Consider the following 18,753-nt stretch of genomic DNA (forward strand, 5'->3'; position numbering starts at 1 on the left):
TCGTCCTCTGCCCTCGCTACGCGACCACGCGCATGATCTCGTCGATGCTCGTCATGCCGAGCTTGACCTTCTCCCACCCGTCCTGCCGGAGAGTGAGCATGCCCTGGGCCTGCGCGACGCGGCTGATCTCAGCGCTCGAGGCCCGGGCGACGGCGAGCCGCTCGATCTCCTCGGACACGGTCATGACCTCGTGCAGGGCGATGCGGCCGCGGTACCCGGTGTTCGAGCACACGGCGCAGCCGATCGGGGCAAAGAACGCGGGGACGTCCTGCCCGTCGATGAACCCGAGGGCGCGGAGCTGCTCGGGCTCGTAGATCGCCGGTGCCTTGCACCGGTCGCAGAGCTTGCGCGCCAGACGCTGGGCGACGACGCAGTCGAGTGCGGAGCCCACCAGGAAGGGCTCGATGTCCATCTCCGTCAGGCGCGTGATGGCCGAGGGGGCATCGTTCGTGTGGAGGGTGGAGAGCACGAGGTGACCGGTGAGCGAGGCCTCGATGGCGATCTGGGCGGTCTCGTGGTCGCGGATCTCCCCGAGGAGCACGACGTCCGGGTCGGAGCGGAGGATGCTGCGCAGCGCGGACGCGAACGTCAGACCGGCCTTCGGGTTGACCTGCACCTGGTTGACGCCGGCCATCCGGTACTCGACCGGGTCCTCGACCGTGATGACGTTGATCTCCGGTTTGGCGACCGCGTTGAGGGTCGTGTACAGCGTGGTCGATTTGCCCGAGCCGGTGGGGCCCGTGACCAGGATCATCCCGTACGGCTTGGAGTAGGAGCGCTGGTACGCGGCGGCGTTCCGGTCGAGCAGGTTGAGGTCCTTGAGCGTCAGCGACGTGTTCGTGTTGTCGAGGATGCGCATGACGACCTTCTCGCCCCACACCGTCGGGAGCGTCGCCACGCGGAGGTCGATCTGCCGACCGCCGTGACGCACCGACATGCGGCCGTCCTGGGGCTTCCGACGCTCGGCGATGTCGATGTCGCTCATGATCTTCAGGCGGCTGATCACGCCGTTCTGGATGTTCTTGGGTGCCGGCGCCATCTCGTGCAGCACGCCGTCGATGCGGTAGCGGACACGGACCTCGTGCTCGCCGGGCTCGATGTGGATGTCCGAGGCGTGGTCCTGGATCGCCTGCGAGACGAGCAGGTTCACGAAGCGCACGATCGGGACGTCGTCGAGCGACCCGTCTGCGAGGTCGACCTGCTGCTCGGTGCTCCGGCCGGCCTCTTCCTCGAGCGACGAGGTCAGGTCGTTCAGCTCGTCGTCCGCCCGGAGGTAGCGGTCGAACGCGGTGGCGAGGTCGCGCTCGTCCACCTGCAGGGGCTTGATCATGCGACCGGATGCGGCGCGGGCGTCGTCGATCGCCAGCACGTTCGACGGGTTCACCATCGCGAGGACCAGGGTCTCGCCCTCGAACCCGATACCGAGGACGCCGTGGCGCCGACACAGCGCCGCCGGCAGCATCGACACCGCGGTGCCGTCGACCGGGTAGTCCGTCAGGGGCACGGTCTTCGAGTTGTTCGACGCGGCCCGCGCGGTGATGAACTGTGCCTCGCTCACCACGCCCTGCGTGACCAGGGAGCGGATGGAGCGTTCGTCGATGTCCTCGTCGCCCGTCAGGGAGTCGAGGTGCTCGATCGGGAGAGCGCCGTTCAGGATCAGGATCTCGGAGAGCGTCGCCATGGGTCTCGGAGCCTCCTCGGTGTCGCGCGCAAGCGGGTGGGGTCGAAGCGCCGTCCAGGGGGCTCGGCGCTCGTCAACGCTACGTCCGGCACCGGTCGGTGCCGCAGTCCCAGAATGAGGGGGCGAGGGTGCCTCGGTGCACCCAGAACAGGGGTGCGTGGACAGTTCGGCCCGTGACGGCACCTGTGGAGGAACACCTGACAAACGGGACCGACACGAGCACGGCGCGCAGATCCCCTCGACGGGGCGAGCACCCAGAGGACATGATGAGTCATGGAGATCACGAGCGTGACCGTGGGCCTGCCCGTCACCGACCTCGAGGCGTCCTGCCTCTGGTACGGCGCCGTGTTCGAGCGGGTCGACCCCGACCTCGAGCCCGCCGAGGGCGTCGCGGAGTACGAGATCGGCGGGATCTGGATCCAGCTCGTCGAGGACGCGGGTGCCGAGGAGAACGCCGTCCTGGTGCGCTTCGGCGTCGACGACGTGGCCGCACAGCACCGCAGGATCGCCGCCCTGGGCATCGACGTCGGGCCGGTCGAGCACGTCGACGGAGCCGTCGACTGGTTCGACGTCCACGACCCCGACGGCAACGTCCTCAGCCTGTACTCCCTCGCCGACGAGACGGGACGTGGGCACGGCGGCCAGGACAGCGACGCCGGCCGTTCGCTCTAGCGCGCACCGCGTCCACCACCGGTCCGGAGGCACGGTGCGGGCCCGCACCGTGCCTCCAGACCGGTGGTCATCCCTTCACAGCACCGCGCCGTTCCGCGTTGCAGCACGGTTGTCAACAGTTCGTTTCCGGGCTGGACGCTCGGCGCTGGGCGCTGCCACGATGGCGGTCATGCAGAACACACGGATTTCACATGTGACACGGCGAACGATTGCGAGCGTCGTGCTCGTTGCCTCCGTCGCGCTCGGAGCCGTCGGGATGGCAGCCCCGGCACAGGCAGCGGGGTTCACGGCACGGGTGGCGGCGATCGTGCACAACGCCGGGGACGTGACCATCACCGGCACCGGCGACCCGGGTGACCTGGTGTCCGTCACACCCTCGGACGGCGCCCCCGTCGATGCTCGGGTCGACCCCGACGGGTCCTGGCGGACCACCGCCCACGTCGACGGCTTCGGAGCACACACCTTCCGCGTTGCGGACTCCATCGGGTCCCCCGCCTCCACCCTGCGCGCGACGACCCACCGGGTGAGCTTCACCACGATCGGGGTGCTGCGCGACAACTGGCGCCGAGCGCTCCGCGTCACGGGCGCCGGACTCGAGCCGAACGCGCAGATCGAGCTCGCGGTCGACGGCAACCGCGTCGGCACCACCACCACGGACCGCGACGGCGCCTTCGCCCACCGGGTCACGGGCGTGCCGTTCGGAGAGCACACCGTCACCACGACGGAGCACTTCGACGGTGCCGAGCAACTCCGGGTGAACTCCTCCGCGAAGCTCGAGCCGTTCCCCGTCGTCGACACGATCTCCGTCGACCCGATCGGCCGGACGGTGCACGTCGAGGGCCGAGGACCCGTCGCCACCGAGATGCGCTTCGTCGACGAGTCCGATGCCCCGTGGGCACTGACCACAGGAGAGGACTGGGCCGCGAACGTGGACGGCACCTGGAGCGCTGACCTCGAGTACCCCGCGGCCGGCACGCGCTTCATGGGGATCGTCGCGCAGGTGTTCGACGGCGGGCGGCTGGTCGGTTCGACCACCACCGGCGCGACCATCCCGTTCCCGGTGACCGCCTCGGTGGCCTCGTCCACGCCGACCCGGCTCGTGCTCACCGGTTCCGCCGAACCCGGCGCGCGCCTGTCCTTCACGGACGGGGACGGCACCCCGGTGACGGACGCCGACGGCAACCGCGTCGAGCCGCCGGTCCCGGGGAGCTCGACGTGGCGCGTGACCCTCGACCCGCGACGCATGACCGGCGGCTCCGTGACGGTCTCGGCGACTGGCGACGACGGCCCACTCGGCAGTGCCACGGTGACCTACCGCTGACCGGCACACGGCGCTCGGACGCAGGAAGGGCCCCGCATCCAGGTGGATGCGGGGCCCTTCCGTCAGACCGACCGGCTCAGGTGGCTGGTGTCCAGCCGCCTGCGCCTGCTCAGTTGTAGGTACCCGGCGTGAAGTCGTCCGACGAGAAGCTGTCGAAGTCGACGAAGCTCAGGTCGGCGTCCGAGAACGACGAGTCGTCAGCGAAGATGCGGTTGGGGTACCGCTCTGCCTTCGCCTCTTCCGTCGCGTTCACGTCCACGTCGCGGTACCGGCTGAGACCCGTCCCCGCGGGGATGAGCTTGCCGATGATGACGTTCTCCTTGAGGCCGACGAGGTGGTCCTGCTTGCCCTCCATGGCCGCCTGCGTGAGCACGCGGGTGGTCTCCTGGAAGGACGCGGCGGACAGCCACGACTCGGTCGCGAGGGACGCCTTCGTGATGCCCATGACCTCCTGGCGAGCCGAGGCGGTCTTGCGACCCTCCTGCAGCGCCGCACGGTTGATCGCGTTGTAGCGCGACCGGTCGACGAGCTCACCCGGCAGCAGGTCCGTGTCGGCGTGGTCGACGACCGTCACCTTGCGGAGCATCTGACGGACGATGACCTCGATGTGCTTGTCGTGGATCGGCACACCCTGCGAGCCGTAGACGTCCTGCACACCGTTGACCAGGTGCTTCTGGACCTCTCGGACACCCTTGACCCGGAGGACTTCCTTCGGGTCGACGGTGCCGGCGATGAACTGCTCGCCGAGCTCGACGTGCTGGTTGTCCTCGATGAGGAGCGTCGCACGCTTGAGCACCGGGTAGATGAACGGCTCGTCGCCGTTGTCCGGCGTCAGGATGATCCGACGACCCTTGTCCGTGTCCTCGACGACGACGCGGCCGGGGGCCTCGGCGATCGGGGACGCGCCCTTGGGGGTACGAGCTTCGAAGAGCTCGGTGACACGGGGCAGACCCTGGGTGATGTCGTCGGCCGAGGCCGAACCACCCGTGTGGAAGGTACGCATCGTCAGCTGGGTACCGGGCTCACCGATGGACTGGGCGGCGATGATGCCGACCGCCTCGCCGATGTCGACGAGGTTGCCCGTGGCGAGCGACCGGCCGTAGCACTGCGCGCAGACACCGACGGCCGACTCGCAGGTCAGGACCGAGCGCACCTTGATGCTCTCGACACCGGCAGCGAGCAGCGTGTCCAGCAGGACGTCACCGACGTCCTCGCCACCCTCGGCGACGACCGTGCCCGACGCGTCCGACGCCGCGGTGGCGAGGGTGCGGGAGTACACGGTGTTCTCGACGCGGGGGTCGCGGACGAGCTTGCCGTCAGCGTCCACGGTCGCGATCGGCAGCTCGAGGCCACGCGTCGTGCCGCAGTCGTCCTCGCGGATGATGACGTCCTGCGAGACGTCCACGAGACGACGGGTGAGGTACCCGGAGTCCGCGGTGCGCAGCGCGGTGTCGGCAAGACCCTTGCGAGCACCGTGGGTGGCGATGAAGTACTCCGCCACGGTCAGGCCCTCGCGGTACGAGTTGATGATCGGGCGGGCGATGATCTCGCCCTTCGGGTTGTTCACCAGACCACGCATACCGGCGATGTTGCGGACCTGCAGCCAGTTGCCTCGGGCGCCGGAGGACACCATGCGGTTGATCGTGTTGTCGATGGGGAAGTTGTCCCGCATCTCCTGGGCGATCTCGTTGGTGGCCTCGGTCCAGATCTTGATCAGGTCGGCGCGACGCTCGGAGTCGGTGATCAGACCCTTGTCGAACTCGCCCTGCACCTTGGCGGCCTGGATCTCGTAGCCCGCGATGATCTCCTTCTTGCGAGGAGGCGTCACGACGTCCGACAGTGCGACGGTCACACCGGAGCGCGTGCCCCAGTAGAAGCCGGCGTCCTTGATCCGGTCCAGCGCAGCGGCCGTCTCGGTCTTGGAGTAGCGCTCGGCGAGGTCGTTGACGATCGCGGAGAGCGTGCCCTTGTCGGTGACCTTCTGGACGAACGGGTAGTCCGCCGGCAGGGTCTCGTTGAACAGCGCGCGACCGAGGGTGGTCTCGAGCAGGATCGTCTGACCCACCTCGTAGCCCTCGGGCGCTTCACCCTCGGCGAAGTGGACACCCGACATGCGGATCTTCACGGTCGCGTTCAGGTGCAGCGTGTTCTGGTCCTTCGCCATGATCGCCTCGGCGACCGAGGAGAACGAACGGCCCTCACCGACGGCGCCCTCGCGGACGGTCGTCAGGTGGTGCAGACCGATGATCATGTCCTGTGCGGGCAGGGTCACCGGGCGGCCGTCGGACGGCTTCAGGATGTTGTTCGAGGCGAGCATCAGGATGCGGGCCTCGGCCTGGGCCTCGACCGACAGCGGCAGGTGCACGGCCATCTGGTCGCCGTCGAAGTCCGCGTTGAACGCAGCACAGACGAGCGGGTGGAGCTGGATGGCCTTGCCCTCGACGAGCTGCGGCTCGAACGCCTGGATGCCCAGACGGTGGAGCGTCGGCGCACGGTTCAGCAGCACGGGGCGCTCGCGGATGATCTCCTCGAGCACGTCCCACACCTGCGGGCGCGAACGCTCGACCATGCGCTTGGCCGACTTGATGTTCTGCGCGTGCGACAGGTCGATCAGGCGCTTGATGACGAACGGCTTGAACAGCTCGAGCGCCATCTGCTTGGGCAGACCGCACTGGTGCAGCTTGAGCTGCGGGCCGACGATGATGACTGAACGGCCCGAGTAGTCCACGCGCTTGCCGAGCAGGTTCTGGCGGAAACGACCCTGCTTGCCCTTGAGCATGTCGCTCAGGGACTTCAGGGCGCGGTTGCCGGTACCCGTGACCGGACGTCCACGACGACCGTTGTCGAACAGCGCGTCGACCGCTTCCTGCAGCATGCGCTTCTCGTTGTTCACGATGATCTCGGGGGCACCGAGGTCGAGCAGGCGGCGGAGACGGTTGTTGCGGTTGATCACACGACGGTAGAGGTCGTTGAGGTCCGACGTGGCGAAACGGCCACCGTCGAGCTGCACCATCGGGCGGAGCTCCGGCGGGATGACCGGCACGACGCCGAGCACCATCGCTGCCGGCGAGTTGCCGGTGGCGAGGAAGGAGCTGACGACGCGCAGACGCTTGATCGCACGGATCTTCTTCTGGCCCTTGCCCTCGGCGATCTGCAGACGCAGTGCCTCGGCCTCGGCGGTCAGGTCGAAGGCCTCGAGCCGCAGCTTGATCGCCTCGGCGCCCATGTAGGCGTCGAAGTAGATCCCGAAGCGGTCCTGCAGCTCGTGGAAGACGGCGTCCTCGGGCTTGAGGTCGCCCACCTTGAGGTTGCGGAAGTCCTCCCACACACGCTCGAGACGGGTGATGTCCTCGTCGAAGGACTTGCGGACCTGGGCCATCTCCTTCTCGGCGGTGTCCTTGGTCCGGCGCTTGATGTCGGCCTTGGCGCCCTCTTCCTCGAGCGCTGCGAGGTCGTCCTCGAGCTTCTTGAGGCGGTCGGCGATGATCGAGTCGCGCTGGTTCTCGAGGTTCTTGATCTCGAGGCGCATCTCGTTCTCGAGACCCGGCATGTCAGCGTGCCGGCCCTCTTCGTCGATGCTGATGATCATGTACGCGGCGAAGTAGATGACCTTCTCGAGGTCCTTCGGCGCCATGTCCAGCAGGTAGCCCAGGCGCGACGGGACGCCCTTGAAGTACCAGATGTGCGTGACGGGTGCGGCGAGCTCGATGTGGCCCATGCGCTCACGACGGACCGAGGACTTGGTGACCTCGACGCCGCAGCGCTCGCAGACGATGCCCTTGAACCGGACTCGCTTGTACTTGCCGCAGGCGCACTCCCAGTCGCGGGAAGGACCGAAGATCTGTTCGCCGAACAGACCGTCCTTCTCGGGCTTCAGGGTGCGGTAGTTGATGGTCTCCGGCTTCTTGACCTCGCCGTACGACCACTGGCGGATGTCCTCGGCCGTGGCGAGGCCGATCCGCAGTGCGTCAAAGGAAGTTGCTTCGAGCAATGTTCTTCTCTCTTGCTGAATTCGAAACGTTGTCGGGCGGGGCGGGATCAGATGTCGTCGACGGAGGACGACTCGAACCGCGAGGAGATGTTGATGCCGAGCTCTTCAGCGGCACGGAAGACCTCGTCGTCCGTGTCGCGGAGGCTGACCGCCTGGCCGTCGGCCGAGAGGACCTCGACGTTCAGGCAGAGCGACTGCATCTCCTTCATGAGGACCTTGAAGCTCTCCGGGATGCCGGGCTCCTGGATGTTCTCGCCCTTGACGATCGCCTCGTAGACCTTCACGCGGCCGAGGATGTCGTCGGACTTGATCGTCAGGAGCTCCTGGAGGGCGTAGGCCGCGCCGTATGCCTCGAGCGCCCACACCTCCATCTCGCCGAAACGCTGTCCACCGAACTGCGCCTTACCACCCAGCGGCTGCTGCGTGATCATCGAGTACGGACCGGTCGAACGGGCGTGGATCTTGTCGTCGACCAGGTGGTGGAGCTTCAGGATGTACATGTACCCGACCGACACGGGCTCCGGGAACGGCTCGCCGGAGCGGCCGTCGAAGAGCTGGGCCTTGCCGGAGGAACCGATCAGACGCTCGCCGTCACGGTTCGGGAGCGTCGAGTCGAGGAGGCCCTCGATCTCGCGCTCGTAGGCGCCGTCGAACACCGGGGTCGCGACCTTGGTGCCGGGCTCGGCGCTGTGGGCAGCCTCGGGGAGAGCCGAAGCCCACTCCTGGATGCCGTCGACCTTCCAGCCCTGCTTCGCGAGCCACCCGAGGTGGATCTCGAGCACCTGGCCGAAGTTCATGCGACCGGGGACGCCGAGCGGGTTCAGCACGATGTCGACCGGGGTGCCGTCCGCCAGGAACGGCATGTCCTCGACCGGCAGGATCGTCGAGATGACGCCCTTGTTGCCGTGACGACCGGCGAGCTTGTCGCCCGCGGTGATCTTGCGCTTCTGGGCGATGTAGACGACCACGCGCTGGTTGACGCCCGAGCCGAGCTCGTCGTCGCCGTCCTGCGAGTCGAACACCTTGACGCCGATGATCGTGCCCTCTTCACCGTGGGGCACCTTCAGCGAGGTGTCGCGCACCTCGCGCGACTTCTCGTTGAAGATCGCGCGGAGCAGGCGCTCCTCGGCGGAGAGCTCGGTCTCGCCCTTCGGCGTGACCTTGCCGACCAGGATGTCGCCGGGGCGGACCTCGGCACCGATGCGGATGATGCCGCGCTCGTCGAGGTCGGCGAGGAGGTCCGGGCTGACGTTCGGCAGGTCGCGGGTGATCTCTTCCTTGCCGAGCTTGGTGTCGCGGGCGTCGACCTCGTACTCCTCGATGTGGATCGAGGAGAGGGTGTCGTCCTTCACGAGGTTCTGCGACAGGATCATCGCGTCCTCGTAGTTGTAGCCCTCCCACGGCATGAACGCGACGAGGAGGTTCTTGCCGAGCGCGAGCTCGCCGTTCTCCGTCGCGGGGCCGTCGGCGATGACCTCGCCCTGCTCCACACGCTCACCGGCGCTGACGATCACGCGGTGGTTGTAGCTGGTGCCCTGGTTCGAGCGGTCGAACTTGCGCAGGTAGAACGACTGCGTGCCGCCGTCGTCGAGCTGCAGGGTCACGGCGTCGGCCGAGACCTCGGAGACGACACCGGCCTTGTCGGCGATGATCACGTCGCCGGCGTCGATGGCGGTGTAGCCCTCCATGCCGGTGCCGACGAGCGGCGACTCGGAGCGGAGGAGCGGCACGGCCTGGCGCTGCATGTTCGCACCCATGAGGGCGCGGTTCGCGTCGTCGTGCTCGAGGAACGGGATGAGCGACGTCGCGACCGACACCATCTGGCGCGGGGAGACGTCCATGTAGTCGACCTCGCCGCGGCCGACGAGCTCGACCTCGCCGCCCTTCTTGCGGACGAGCACCTTGTCGTCGGCGAAGTGGAAGTCGTTCGTCAGCGGGGCGTTGGCCTGCGCGACGACGAACTCGTCCTCTTCCGAAGCGGTCAGGTAGTCGATGGTCTTCGTGACCTCGCCGTCGACGACGCGACGGTACGGGGTCTCGATGAAGCCGAACGAGTTGATCCGACCGAAGGACGCGAGCGAGCCGATCAGGCCGATGTTCGGGCCTTCCGGGGTCTCGATCGGGCACATGCGGCCGTAGTGCGACGGGTGGACGTCACGGACCTCGACGCCGGCACGCTCACGGGACAGACCACCCGGGCCGAGGGCCGACAGACGCCGCTTGTGCGTCAGGCCCGCGAGCGGGTTGTTCTGGTCCATGAACTGCGACAGCTGCGAGGTGCCGAAGAACTCCTTGATCGCGGCGACGACGGGGCGCACGTTGATCAGGGTCTGCGGGGTGATGGCCTCGATGTCCTGCGTGGTCATGCGCTCGCGGACGACGCGCTCCATGCGGGACAGGCCCGTGCGGACCTGGTTCTGGATGAGCTCGCCGACGGCGCGGATGCGACGGTTGCCGAAGTGGTCGATGTCGTCCACGTCGAGGCGCAGCTGCACCGGCTCGCCGTCGCGGACGCCGTCGAGGTTCGTCTTCTCGGCGTGCAGGGAGACGAGGTACTTGATCGTGCGGACGATGTCCTGCACGGTCAGGACCGAGTCGCTCAGCTGCGCGTCGATGCCGAGCTTGCGGTTGAGCTTGTACCGGCCCACCTTCGCCAGGTCGTAGCGCTTGGAGTTGAAGTAGAAGTTGTCGAGGAGCGCACGCGCGGCCTCGGCAGCGACCTGCTCGCCCGGGCGCAGCTTGCGGTAGATGTCCTTGAGCGCCTCTTCCTTCGTGAGGATGGCGTCCTTCTCGAGGGTCGACTCGATGGAGGCGAAGCCCTGGAACTCCTCGAGGATCTCCTCGCTCGTCATGCCGAGCGCCTTGAGGAAGACCGTGACCGACTGCTTGCGCTTGCGGTCGATGCGCACGCCCACCTGGTCGCGCTTGTCGATCTCGAACTCGAGCCAGGCACCGCGCGACGGGATGACGCGAGCCGAGTAGATGTCCTTGTCGGACGTCTTCTCCTGCTGGCGCTCGAAGTACACGCCCGGCGAGCGGACGAGCTGCGAGACGACGACGCGCTCGGTGCCGTTGATGATGAACGTGCCGCGCTCGGTCATGAGCGGGAAGTCGCCCATGAAGACCGTCTGCGTCTTGATCTCACCGGTCATGTGGTTCATGAACTCGGCGTTGACGTACAGCGGGGCGGCGTAGGTCTTGCCGCGTTCCTTGCAGTCGTCGATCGAGTACTTGGGGTCCTCGAGCTCCGGGGACGTGAACGAGAGCTGCATCGTCTCGCCGAGGTCCTCGATCGGGGAGATCTCCTCGAAGATCTCCTCGAGGCCGGAGTGCAGCGCGAGGTCGGTACGACCCTGCTCCTGCCCCTCGGCCAGTCGGGCCTTCCAGACGTCGTTGCCGACGAGCCAGTCGAAGCTCTCCGTCTGGAGAGCGAGCAGATCAGGAACCGTGAGGGTGTCCGTGATCTTGGCGAACGAGAGTCGCGAGTGGTTGCGACCGTTCTTGGGGGTGTTGGTGGATGCGTTGAGCGCAGCAGCCAAGGGTTTGACCTCCGGTTGGCCCCGTCGGGCCGATACTGACGGGCAGCATGTAGGTGAGTGGATTGAACGCCGACGACCCCACGAGAACACGCGGTCATGCACCATCCGAGTGAAGGCGTTGCATGTGCGATGATCTGGGTGAGCGGGACCTGCCGACATGTGCGGGTCCGGCTGCACCAGGCGGAGTCCTTCGAGGACTTTCGGTCGACCGCAATATGACGACGCGGATGCCAGGGAGCGCGAACAGTCATCATATGCAGTGGTCGCACGTGCTGTCCAGTCCTGGCTTGACCAAGTTCGCCAGAGCCGTGTATAAGCACGATGGCCGGGTCACTGCTCCCGCCGGCCACTCCCCCGCGATCGCCGTCCCGCCGCGGATCCGGAGGCGACCAGCCCCTCAGCCGAGGCGTTCGCGCTCGGCGCGCACCGGGCCTCCCGGCTGACCGGTCAGACCGGCCAGCGCACGGAACGCGTCCTCCGGACGACGGGTCCGGACGAAGGTGGTCCGCCCTCGGTCGTCGGTCAGCTCGATGCCGAGACCCGGTGTCAGCAGGAGCGCCCGGACCCCGCGGCCGATGCGCAGACCGATGCCGCCGAAGGTGGTCGCGTCGGCCTCGACCAGGCGCGCCTGGACGATCCGGCTCCGTGGGATCCGGCGGGGCGGCAACGGACGGAAGTGCAGCGTGACGTGCCGCTCGGTGACGGTGAACCCGGCACGGGCGAGCAGGAGCAGCAGACCGACGGCCATGCCGAGGACGCCCGGTACCAGGAGCGCGATCTCCGGCGCATCCCCCGGCCAGGCGAGGACGGCCGCCGACAGGGCGGTTCCCGCCCCGAGGAGCGCTGCGCCGATCGTCCGCATCCAGAGCGGCGCCGCTTCACGGTCGGCATGGAACGGACGGGAGGCTCCGCTCGCCCCCGTCGATCGGCTCGCGGTGACGCGGCGGGGCGTCTGGATGCTCATGGTGTCGGCGGACAAGTGGGTCTCCTGGTGCAGGCGGTCCAGGGCGTGGGGCACTCCGGACGCGGTGTGTTCGAGGTCGGAGCGCACTGGCGCACGCCGACGGCGCGGGCGCTGCGGTGCGACCCGTGGGTGGCGGCAGTGGGGGTGCGCGCCACGGTCTGCCGGATGCGGACCCGCCAGGAGCACGCGGGCTCCGGAGGTCGACGCGCTCGGCGGACGACCCGTCGACGGTACGTCGCGTGCCTTGGCGTTCACTGTCCGTTCATGTGTACGCATTCACCCCAGAGCGGGGGACGCGTCAGCGCAGGACGAGGGCGACGGCCTCCGCGCGGGACCTGACCCCGAGCTTCTGGAACAACTGGTTCACGTACGACTTGACGGTCGGCACGGTCAGGAACAGCTCCGCGGCGATCTCGGGGTTCGTCCGGCCGTCCGCGATGCGCTCGAGCACGTCGGCCTCGCGTGGGGTGAGGTCGGGGAAGCGCTCGCGGACCGACACCGGCGTCGGGGGTGTCGAGAGCGTCGGACTCCCGAGCGCCGCGATGAGTCGGGCCCCGACCGCGGCGTCGAAGGTCGACTGCCCCGAAGCGACGGCCCGGATGGCGGTGGCGATCTCCACGCGGCCCGCGTCCTTCGTCAGGTAGCCGCGGGCACCGGCGCGGAGGGCGGTCACGATCGAGTCGTCGTCGGCGAACGTCGTCAGCACCAGGACCGCGACCTCTGGGTGCGCCGCCGTGATCTGCGCCGTGGCGGTCGGGCCGTCGACCACCGGCATGCGCAGGTCCATGAGGACGACGTCCGGCGAGTGCTCCGCCACGAGGGCGACGGCCTCGGCACCGTCGGCGGCCTCGCCGACGACCTCGAGGTCCGGCACGAGCGACAGCACCGTCACCAGACCGTCGCGGACGATGGCCTGGTCGTCGACGACGAGCACGCGGATGCTCACGCGCTCGCCTCGGTCCCGGACCGCGACGCGGGCAGGTGCATCGCGACGACGAACGCGTCGTCGGTGCGCTCGGCACGGATCGTGGCGTCGTCGTCGAGTTCGGCGAAGCGCTCCCGCATGCCGACGAGCCCGTGCCCCGGGTCCGCCAGCGGGTTCGTGACGACGACGTCGACGGGGCCGGCGGGTCCGGTCCGCTCGACGGTGAGCGTGACCGGGCGGCCGGGTGCGTGGCGGCGGGCGTTGCTGAGGGCCTCGCGGGTGGCGGCGACCACGGCGGCACGGTGGGCCGGGTCGAGTCCGGCGAGGGTGAGGTCGCCGTCGACGTGCACCGCGCCGCCGAACGACCGGTGCGCGTCGACGAGGGGCGCGAGGCCGGTGGCGGTGGTCGCCTGCGGCCGGGAGGCTCGGTGCGGCTCCGACACGTCGGCCGCGGCGGGTTCCGGGTCGTCTTCGCGCAGGGCGCGGACCGCGCGGCGCGCCTCCGCGAGGCCGTCGGCGGCGAGGGTGCGGGCGTCAACGGCTCGGCGGGCGGCGTCGTCGACACGGCCGGCCTCGAGCAGGGCCTCGACGGCGTCCAGCTGCAGCACGAGCCCGCCGAGGGAGTGCGCGAGGACGTCGTGGACGTCCCTGGCCGCCCGGGACCGGTCGGCCAGGAGCTCGGCACGCTGCTGGTCCCGCTCCCCCTGGCGCGCCTGGAGCTCGGTGAGTCGGACCTGGCGGCGGCTGAAGCCGACGAGCACGCCGAGCACGAGCCCACCGCACGCGGCGAGGACGAGCGCCACGGGGGCCCGCTCGAGCGTGGCGACGCCGGCGATCTCGACGATCGCGACGAGCACGGCGACGGTGCCGGTCCAGACGGGCAGGTCGGCGCTGGCCTGCAGGGCGACGATGCCAATGATGACCGGCACGAGCAGGAGCGCGTCGGTGGGCACCACGACGAGGGCCCCGGCGGCGACCATCACCACCGCGACGGCGAACCCGGCGCGGGCGGACCGCACGACCTCACGCGCGACCCAGGCGGCGAGCGCCACGCTCCCGACGACCCACACCCACACGGGGTGGTGCAGGGCGAGGCCGTTGTGGACGAACCAGAACACGACGGCGACGACCCCGACGGCGGTGAGCCACCAGCCGAGACGCGAACGCGACCGGCCCCGGGCGAGGTCGGTCGGTTCGACACCGGAGAGGAGGGTCACCGGACCATCATGCCGCTGGGGCGGGACGGGATGCGCTGGTCGACGACGAGCGCCCGGGCGGCCCGGTTGACCGCGAGCATGAGCAGGACCGCGCCGGTCGAGCTGAGCAGGTGCGCGCCGAGGTGGCCGCCGAGGACGTCGATGCCGATCCGGACGACGATGAGCACGATCCACAGCACGGCTCCGGCCGCACCGGTGCGGGACTGCAGCGTCCTGCCCTTGTGGTCCGGGGTGCCGACCGTGCGGAAGCGGGTCAGGCTGCCCATCGCGAGGCCGAGGCCGACGGACACGAGCGCCTCGATGCCGAGGAACACGACGTCGGTCGTGCCGATCGTCGCCGTGGACTGGGCGAGGACGACGATCCCGACGCCGGCCATCACGAGGGGCATGCGCCAGATGCGTGCCGGGTCGAGGTACTGCCAGGTCGCCTGCCGCCAGGCGAGGAAGCCGACGAGCGCCAGGCCGATGACGACGTTCGCGAGGAGTTGAGCCGACATGGTGTGCGCCTTTCCCGAGTGCCCGGCGGGGGTTCCCGGCCGGTGGTCCCATCCTTCGACGGACGGGTCCGCGGCCCCACCACCCACGGGTGGTGACCGGGGTGGTGATGCCGGTGGTGTTCCATGGACCCATGGGTGATGCGTTCGACGGGTTCAAGCTCGGTGCGGGGTTCTCGGTGATCGAGCCCGACCGGCACCGGCCGGGGTCCTTCACGCTGGTGGTCGACGGCACGCCCCAGTCCCACGTGGACCTGGAGGACCCGACGCACCTGGCGTTCGAGTACATCCGTCGGATCGGGCACGCCATCGACCTGCTGCCGCCCGGACCGATCACGGCGCTGCACCTCGGCGCCGGCGCCCTCACGCTCCCCCGCTACGTCGCGGTGACCCGGCCGGGTTCCCGCCAGCAGGTGGTCGAGCTCGAGCGTGACCTCGTCGACCAGGTGCGCGAGGTGCTGCCGTTCCCCCGCGGCGCCTCGATCCGCGTGCGGTACGGCGACGCCCGCGAGGTCCTCGGCAAGCTGCCGAACGGGCTGCACGGCACGGTCGACCTCGCCGTCGTGGACGTCTTCGGTGGTTCGCGGATCCCGGCGCACGTGACGAGCGTCGAGTTCTACCGGGAGGTCGCCGCGTTCCTCTCCCCCACCGGGATCGTCGCGGTGAACGTCGCCGACGGTGCCGGTCTCGCGTTCGCCCGTGGTCAGGCGTCGACGCTGCAGTCCGTGCTGCCCTCGGTCGCGGCGGTGGCGGACACCGGCATGCTCAAGGGCCGGCGCTTCGGCAACATCGTGCTCCTCGGCTCGCCGACGGACCTGCCCGTGGCCGACATGCCGCGCCGGTACTCCTCGGACCCGATGCCGGCGAAGGTCGTGCACGGGGCCGAACTCCGGGCGTTCATCGCCGGGGCACCCATCGTCACGGACGCGACGGCGGTCGCGTCGCCGGAGCCGAACCGGTCCGTCTTCGGGGCGTGACCCGCACGGCGCTCTCGGGCAACGGGACGGTCGCGCTGCCAGGATGGACGCTGGACGACCGCGCAGGTGCGCGACCGAACGAGACGGGGAAGCCCTCATGACGAACGACGACCGGAGCAACGACGACCGGCCTCGCTACGGCGAGCGCATCACGCCGGACTCGACGCCGCAGTACGGCGAGCAGCAGCAGCACGGCCAGCAGCAGGGCCAGCAGTACGGGCAGCAGTACGGCCAGCAGCAGCAGCAGGGTGACCAGTACGGGCAGCAGCAGGGCCAGCAGTCGGACGCCCCCTCGTGGGGTGGCCAGCAGCACCAGCCGCAGCACCACCAGCAGCAGTACGGGTCCGCCCCGGCGTCCTCCGGTGGCCCGGCGTGGCAGCAGCATCACGAATCCGTCGCCAAGAAGCCGACCGTCGGCCGGATCGCCTTCGTCGCCTCGGTCATCGCGCTCGTGCTCGGCGTCATCGGCGGGTACGTCCTCGGGACCGCGCTCGGTGCGACCGGCGTCATCCGCGACCTCATGCAGAGCGGTGGCACCGGGAGCGCGAGTGACCAGCAGGAGCTCCAGCGGCAGCTCCAGGACTCGCTGATGAACTCCGCGAACGGCGGTCAGTTCGCCGTGGGCAGCGTCTTCATGTGGGTCGCCACGCTGTTCGGCGTGTGGGGCATCGTGCAGGGCATCGTCGCGATCGCCACGAAGCGTGGCCGCCGCTGGGGTGTCTTCGCGGTCATCCTGGCCGTCGTCGCCGTCATCGTGGCGTTCGTCGTCTACATCGGGATCGCGGTCTCCGCCTCCTGACCAGGCACGTCCTCGAAGGCCCGTCCCGCACTGCGCGAGGCGGGCCTTCGGCGTGTGGCAGCGGTCACTCCCGGGTGAGCCCGGTTACCCTCGACCCTGATGTCCAACCCGCCCGAAGACCGCCAGCACCTCGACCGGGACGACCGCGCCCGGGAACCGCGTCACGCGGCCCCCGGAAGCCCGAGCGTCAGCCCCGGCAGCACCTTCGCGCCCATCAGTCTGCGCCCCGCCGTGGACGTGCAGGCCGTGCAGGACCGCCTCCGTGACCTCGGCCAGAGCCGCAGCACCGACGCCCTCGCCGAGCGCGCCGAGCTGATGCGGCTGCTCGGCCGCCTCGACGAGGCCCTCGTCCTGGCCGAGGAGGTCTTCCGCCTGACGATGTTCACGGGTGAGCGCTCCGACAAGGTCGCCGCCCGCATCCGCCGCGCGCACGTCCTGCACGACCTGGGTCGGCACGAGCGCGCCGCGAGCGAGGCCGCCATGGCGCGCGACACCGCCACGACCGAGGAGTGGCCGGAGCTCGAGGGCGCCGCCGCCGAGATCGAGGGCTGGTCCCTGTTCGAGCTCTCCCGTTTCGACGAGGCCCGCGAAGTCCTGGCCCGCTCGTACGAGGCCTTCCGCGCCGCCGGTGCCCCGTCCGAGCGCACCGACGCCCTGCGCACCGCGGTCGAGGCCGCCATGCGTGCGTCGATCGCCCAGCCCGCCACGACCGGCGCGCAGGACCGCGACGCCGCCGACCGTCCCCGGACGGCACGCGAGCTCGCTGCCCGCCGCGAGACCGACCCGGTCACCCGGGTGGCCGAGCCGGTGAAGGAGGTGCCGCCGATCCGTCGACGGGTCCTCGGCGCCCCCGACGCGGCCCGCACCGAAGGCGACAGCATCTGGGGCAAGCTGACCGGCCGCTCGGACCGCGCGCGCCCCACCGACACCGACCGGTGACCTCGCTCGACCAGGTCCGGGACCGGGCCGAGGAGCTGCTGCGCCTGCACCTGGGCGGCGGCTCGTGGTCGTTCGGCTTCGACCACGCGAAGACCCGTGCCGGCCAGTGCGACTTCGCCAAGCGCCGGATCACGGTCAGTCGGCACCTGGCGGCACGGTTCTCGGACGAGGACGTCGAGCAGGTGCTGCTGCACGAGGTCGCCCATGCGCTGAGTGGGGCCCGTGCCGGACACGGACCAGCCTGGCGGCGGACCGCCCGGTCGATCGGGTACACCGGGTCGCGGCTGCACGACGGGCCGATCGCCAGCGAGCTCGCACCGTGGGTGGGCACCTGCCCCGCCGGCCACGAGCACTACCGCTACCGGACACCGACCCGGCCCCTGGCCTGTGCGAAGTGCTCCCGCCGGTTCGACGAGCGCCACCTGATCACCTGGGCCCGCCAACAGGAGCGTCAGACGACCCATTAGCCCGGCCGGATGCACCCCTTCCGGACCCGGCAGCACGATCCGCAGGTCACCCATTAGCCTGGCCCGATGCACACGGGGCAGCACATCCGCACGGACTCGGGCTCGTCGTGGTTCTTCGACGCCGGACGGATCGCGCTCGACTTCGCGCACACCGGCGGCTTCGCCGACGACCCCGACGGCCGCCGCCCCCGGTCGCGGCTCGGCGAGCTCCTGATGACGCCAGCCGACCTCGACGAGTGGCTCAGCGAGCACACCGAGCCCATCGACGTCGGCGCGAACGCCCGCGAGCTCCAGGACGCCCGCGCCCTCCGCGCGGCGATCGGCCGCCTCGCGGTCGCGGCTGCCCCGGGACCGGCCCCGTCGGCGGCGGAGCGGGCCGCCGTGGCAGCCGGGCTCCGCGCCGGCACGGGCAGGACGCGTCCCGCGCCGGACGACATCGACACCGTCAACCTGTTCGCCGCCCTGCCGGACGTGCCGCCGAGCCTCCCGGGTGGACGACGCCGCGCCGGCGCCAACCGGGTCCGGCTCACCCAGGCCCTGTCGAGCGTCGCCCGCGACGCCGTCGCCCTGTTCACCGAGGTCGGCTTCGACGACGTCGAGGCCGACGGCCGGCCCACACGGCTGAGCCGGTGCTCGGCGCCGGACTGCGGGCTGGTGTTCTACGACTCGTCGCGCGGCGGCACCCGTCGCTGGTGCGCGATGCAGCGCTGCGGCAACCGCGCCAAGGTCCGCGCACACCGCGCCCGTCGCGCGGCCGCCTGACCCGT

14 protein-coding genes are annotated in these 18,753 nt (G+C 70.0%); 7 read left to right on the plus strand and 7 right to left on the minus strand.

The window, feature by feature from the left end; translation table 11 throughout:
• Nucleotides 1–16: 16 nt before the first annotated feature.
• On the minus strand, nucleotides 17–1,681 hold the full coding sequence (locus ITJ68_RS00250) for a GspE/PulE family protein (RefSeq protein WP_194659373.1): 1,665 nt from the start codon (nucleotides 1,679–1,681) through the stop codon (nucleotides 17–19).
• A 273-nt stretch (nucleotides 1,682–1,954) separates the two neighbouring features.
• Between ITJ68_RS00250 and ITJ68_RS00255 the strand changes: the two genes are divergently transcribed.
• Nucleotides 1,955–2,353 carry a VOC family protein gene (locus tag ITJ68_RS00255; protein ID WP_194659374.1) on the plus strand — a complete coding sequence of 133 codons (399 nt, stop codon included), beginning with the start codon at nucleotides 1,955–1,957 and terminating at the stop codon, nucleotides 2,351–2,353.
• Nucleotides 2,354–2,573: 220 nt separating this feature from the next.
• Entirely contained in the window at nucleotides 2,574–3,674 is a 1,101-nt protein-coding gene (locus tag ITJ68_RS00260; RefSeq protein ID WP_194659375.1) for a hypothetical protein, read from the plus strand.
• Between the two features lie 109 nt (nucleotides 3,675–3,783).
• On the opposite strand, the gene ITJ68_RS00265 is transcribed toward ITJ68_RS00260, so the two are convergent.
• The 6 genes from ITJ68_RS00265 to ITJ68_RS00290 all read right to left on the minus strand — a co-directional run bounded on the left by ITJ68_RS00265 (nucleotide 3,784) and on the right by ITJ68_RS00290 (nucleotide 14,807).
• Nucleotides 3,784–7,665, minus strand: a complete 3,882-nt coding sequence (locus tag ITJ68_RS00265) for a DNA-directed RNA polymerase subunit beta' (protein ID WP_194659376.1) — start codon at nucleotides 7,663–7,665, stop codon at nucleotides 3,784–3,786.
• Nucleotides 7,666–7,712: 47 nt separating this feature from the next.
• Nucleotides 7,713–11,204, minus strand: a complete 3,492-nt coding sequence (rpoB, locus tag ITJ68_RS00270) for a DNA-directed RNA polymerase subunit beta (RefSeq protein ID WP_194659377.1) — start codon at nucleotides 11,202–11,204, stop codon at nucleotides 7,713–7,715.
• A gap of 397 nt (nucleotides 11,205–11,601) precedes the next feature.
• Nucleotides 11,602–12,183 carry a hypothetical protein gene (locus tag ITJ68_RS00275; protein ID WP_194659378.1) on the minus strand — a complete coding sequence of 194 codons (582 nt, stop codon included), beginning with the start codon at nucleotides 12,181–12,183 and terminating at the stop codon, nucleotides 11,602–11,604.
• A 283-nt stretch (nucleotides 12,184–12,466) separates the two neighbouring features.
• Nucleotides 12,467–13,114: a response regulator gene (locus ITJ68_RS00280; protein ID WP_194659379.1), complete on the minus strand. Its 648-nt coding sequence runs from the start codon at nucleotides 13,112–13,114 to the stop codon at nucleotides 12,467–12,469.
• Nucleotides 13,111–14,310, minus strand: coding sequence for a sensor histidine kinase (locus tag ITJ68_RS19280; protein WP_194659380.1), 1,200 nt, complete (start codon nucleotides 14,308–14,310; stop codon nucleotides 13,111–13,113). Before ITJ68_RS19280 ends, ITJ68_RS00280 begins: the two co-directional genes overlap by 4 nt.
• The gene (locus ITJ68_RS00290; protein ID WP_194659381.1) at nucleotides 14,307–14,807 is read right to left on the minus strand and encodes a hypothetical protein; all 501 of its coding nucleotides are present in this window, start codon (nucleotides 14,805–14,807) and stop codon (nucleotides 14,307–14,309) included. The genes ITJ68_RS19280 and ITJ68_RS00290 overlap by 4 nt, the downstream gene beginning before the upstream one ends.
• A gap of 131 nt (nucleotides 14,808–14,938) precedes the next feature.
• Here ITJ68_RS00290 and ITJ68_RS00295 point away from each other — a divergent pair, with 131 nt between their 5' ends.
• The 5 genes from ITJ68_RS00295 (at nucleotide 14,939) to ITJ68_RS00315 (ending at nucleotide 18,748) form a co-directional block, all read left to right on the plus strand.
• Nucleotides 14,939–15,781 (plus strand): spermidine synthase, encoded by an 843-nt coding sequence (locus ITJ68_RS00295; RefSeq protein ID WP_071276808.1) that lies wholly within the window; start codon nucleotides 14,939–14,941, stop codon nucleotides 15,779–15,781.
• Nucleotides 15,782–15,878: 97 nt separating this feature from the next.
• The gene (locus ITJ68_RS00300) at nucleotides 15,879–16,580 is read left to right on the plus strand and encodes a hypothetical protein (protein WP_194659382.1); all 702 of its coding nucleotides are present in this window, start codon (nucleotides 15,879–15,881) and stop codon (nucleotides 16,578–16,580) included.
• A gap of 99 nt (nucleotides 16,581–16,679) precedes the next feature.
• Nucleotides 16,680–17,519: a hypothetical protein gene (locus ITJ68_RS00305; protein ID WP_194659383.1), complete on the plus strand. Its 840-nt coding sequence runs from the start codon at nucleotides 16,680–16,682 to the stop codon at nucleotides 17,517–17,519.
• Complete coding sequence (locus tag ITJ68_RS00310; RefSeq protein ID WP_194659384.1) at nucleotides 17,516–17,986, plus strand: SprT-like domain-containing protein; 471 nt, start codon at nucleotides 17,516–17,518, stop codon at nucleotides 17,984–17,986. The genes ITJ68_RS00305 and ITJ68_RS00310 overlap by 4 nt, the downstream gene beginning before the upstream one ends.
• Nucleotides 17,987–18,052: 66 nt before the next feature.
• A complete protein-coding gene (locus tag ITJ68_RS00315) occupies nucleotides 18,053–18,748 on the plus strand; it encodes a CGNR zinc finger domain-containing protein (RefSeq protein WP_194659385.1) in 696 nt (231 codons plus the stop codon).
• Nucleotides 18,749–18,753 lie beyond the last annotated feature (5 nt).

The sequence above is a fragment of the Curtobacterium sp. VKM Ac-1395 genome (assembly GCF_015350975.1).
GTDB lineage: Bacteria > Actinomycetota > Actinomycetes > Actinomycetales > Microbacteriaceae > Curtobacterium.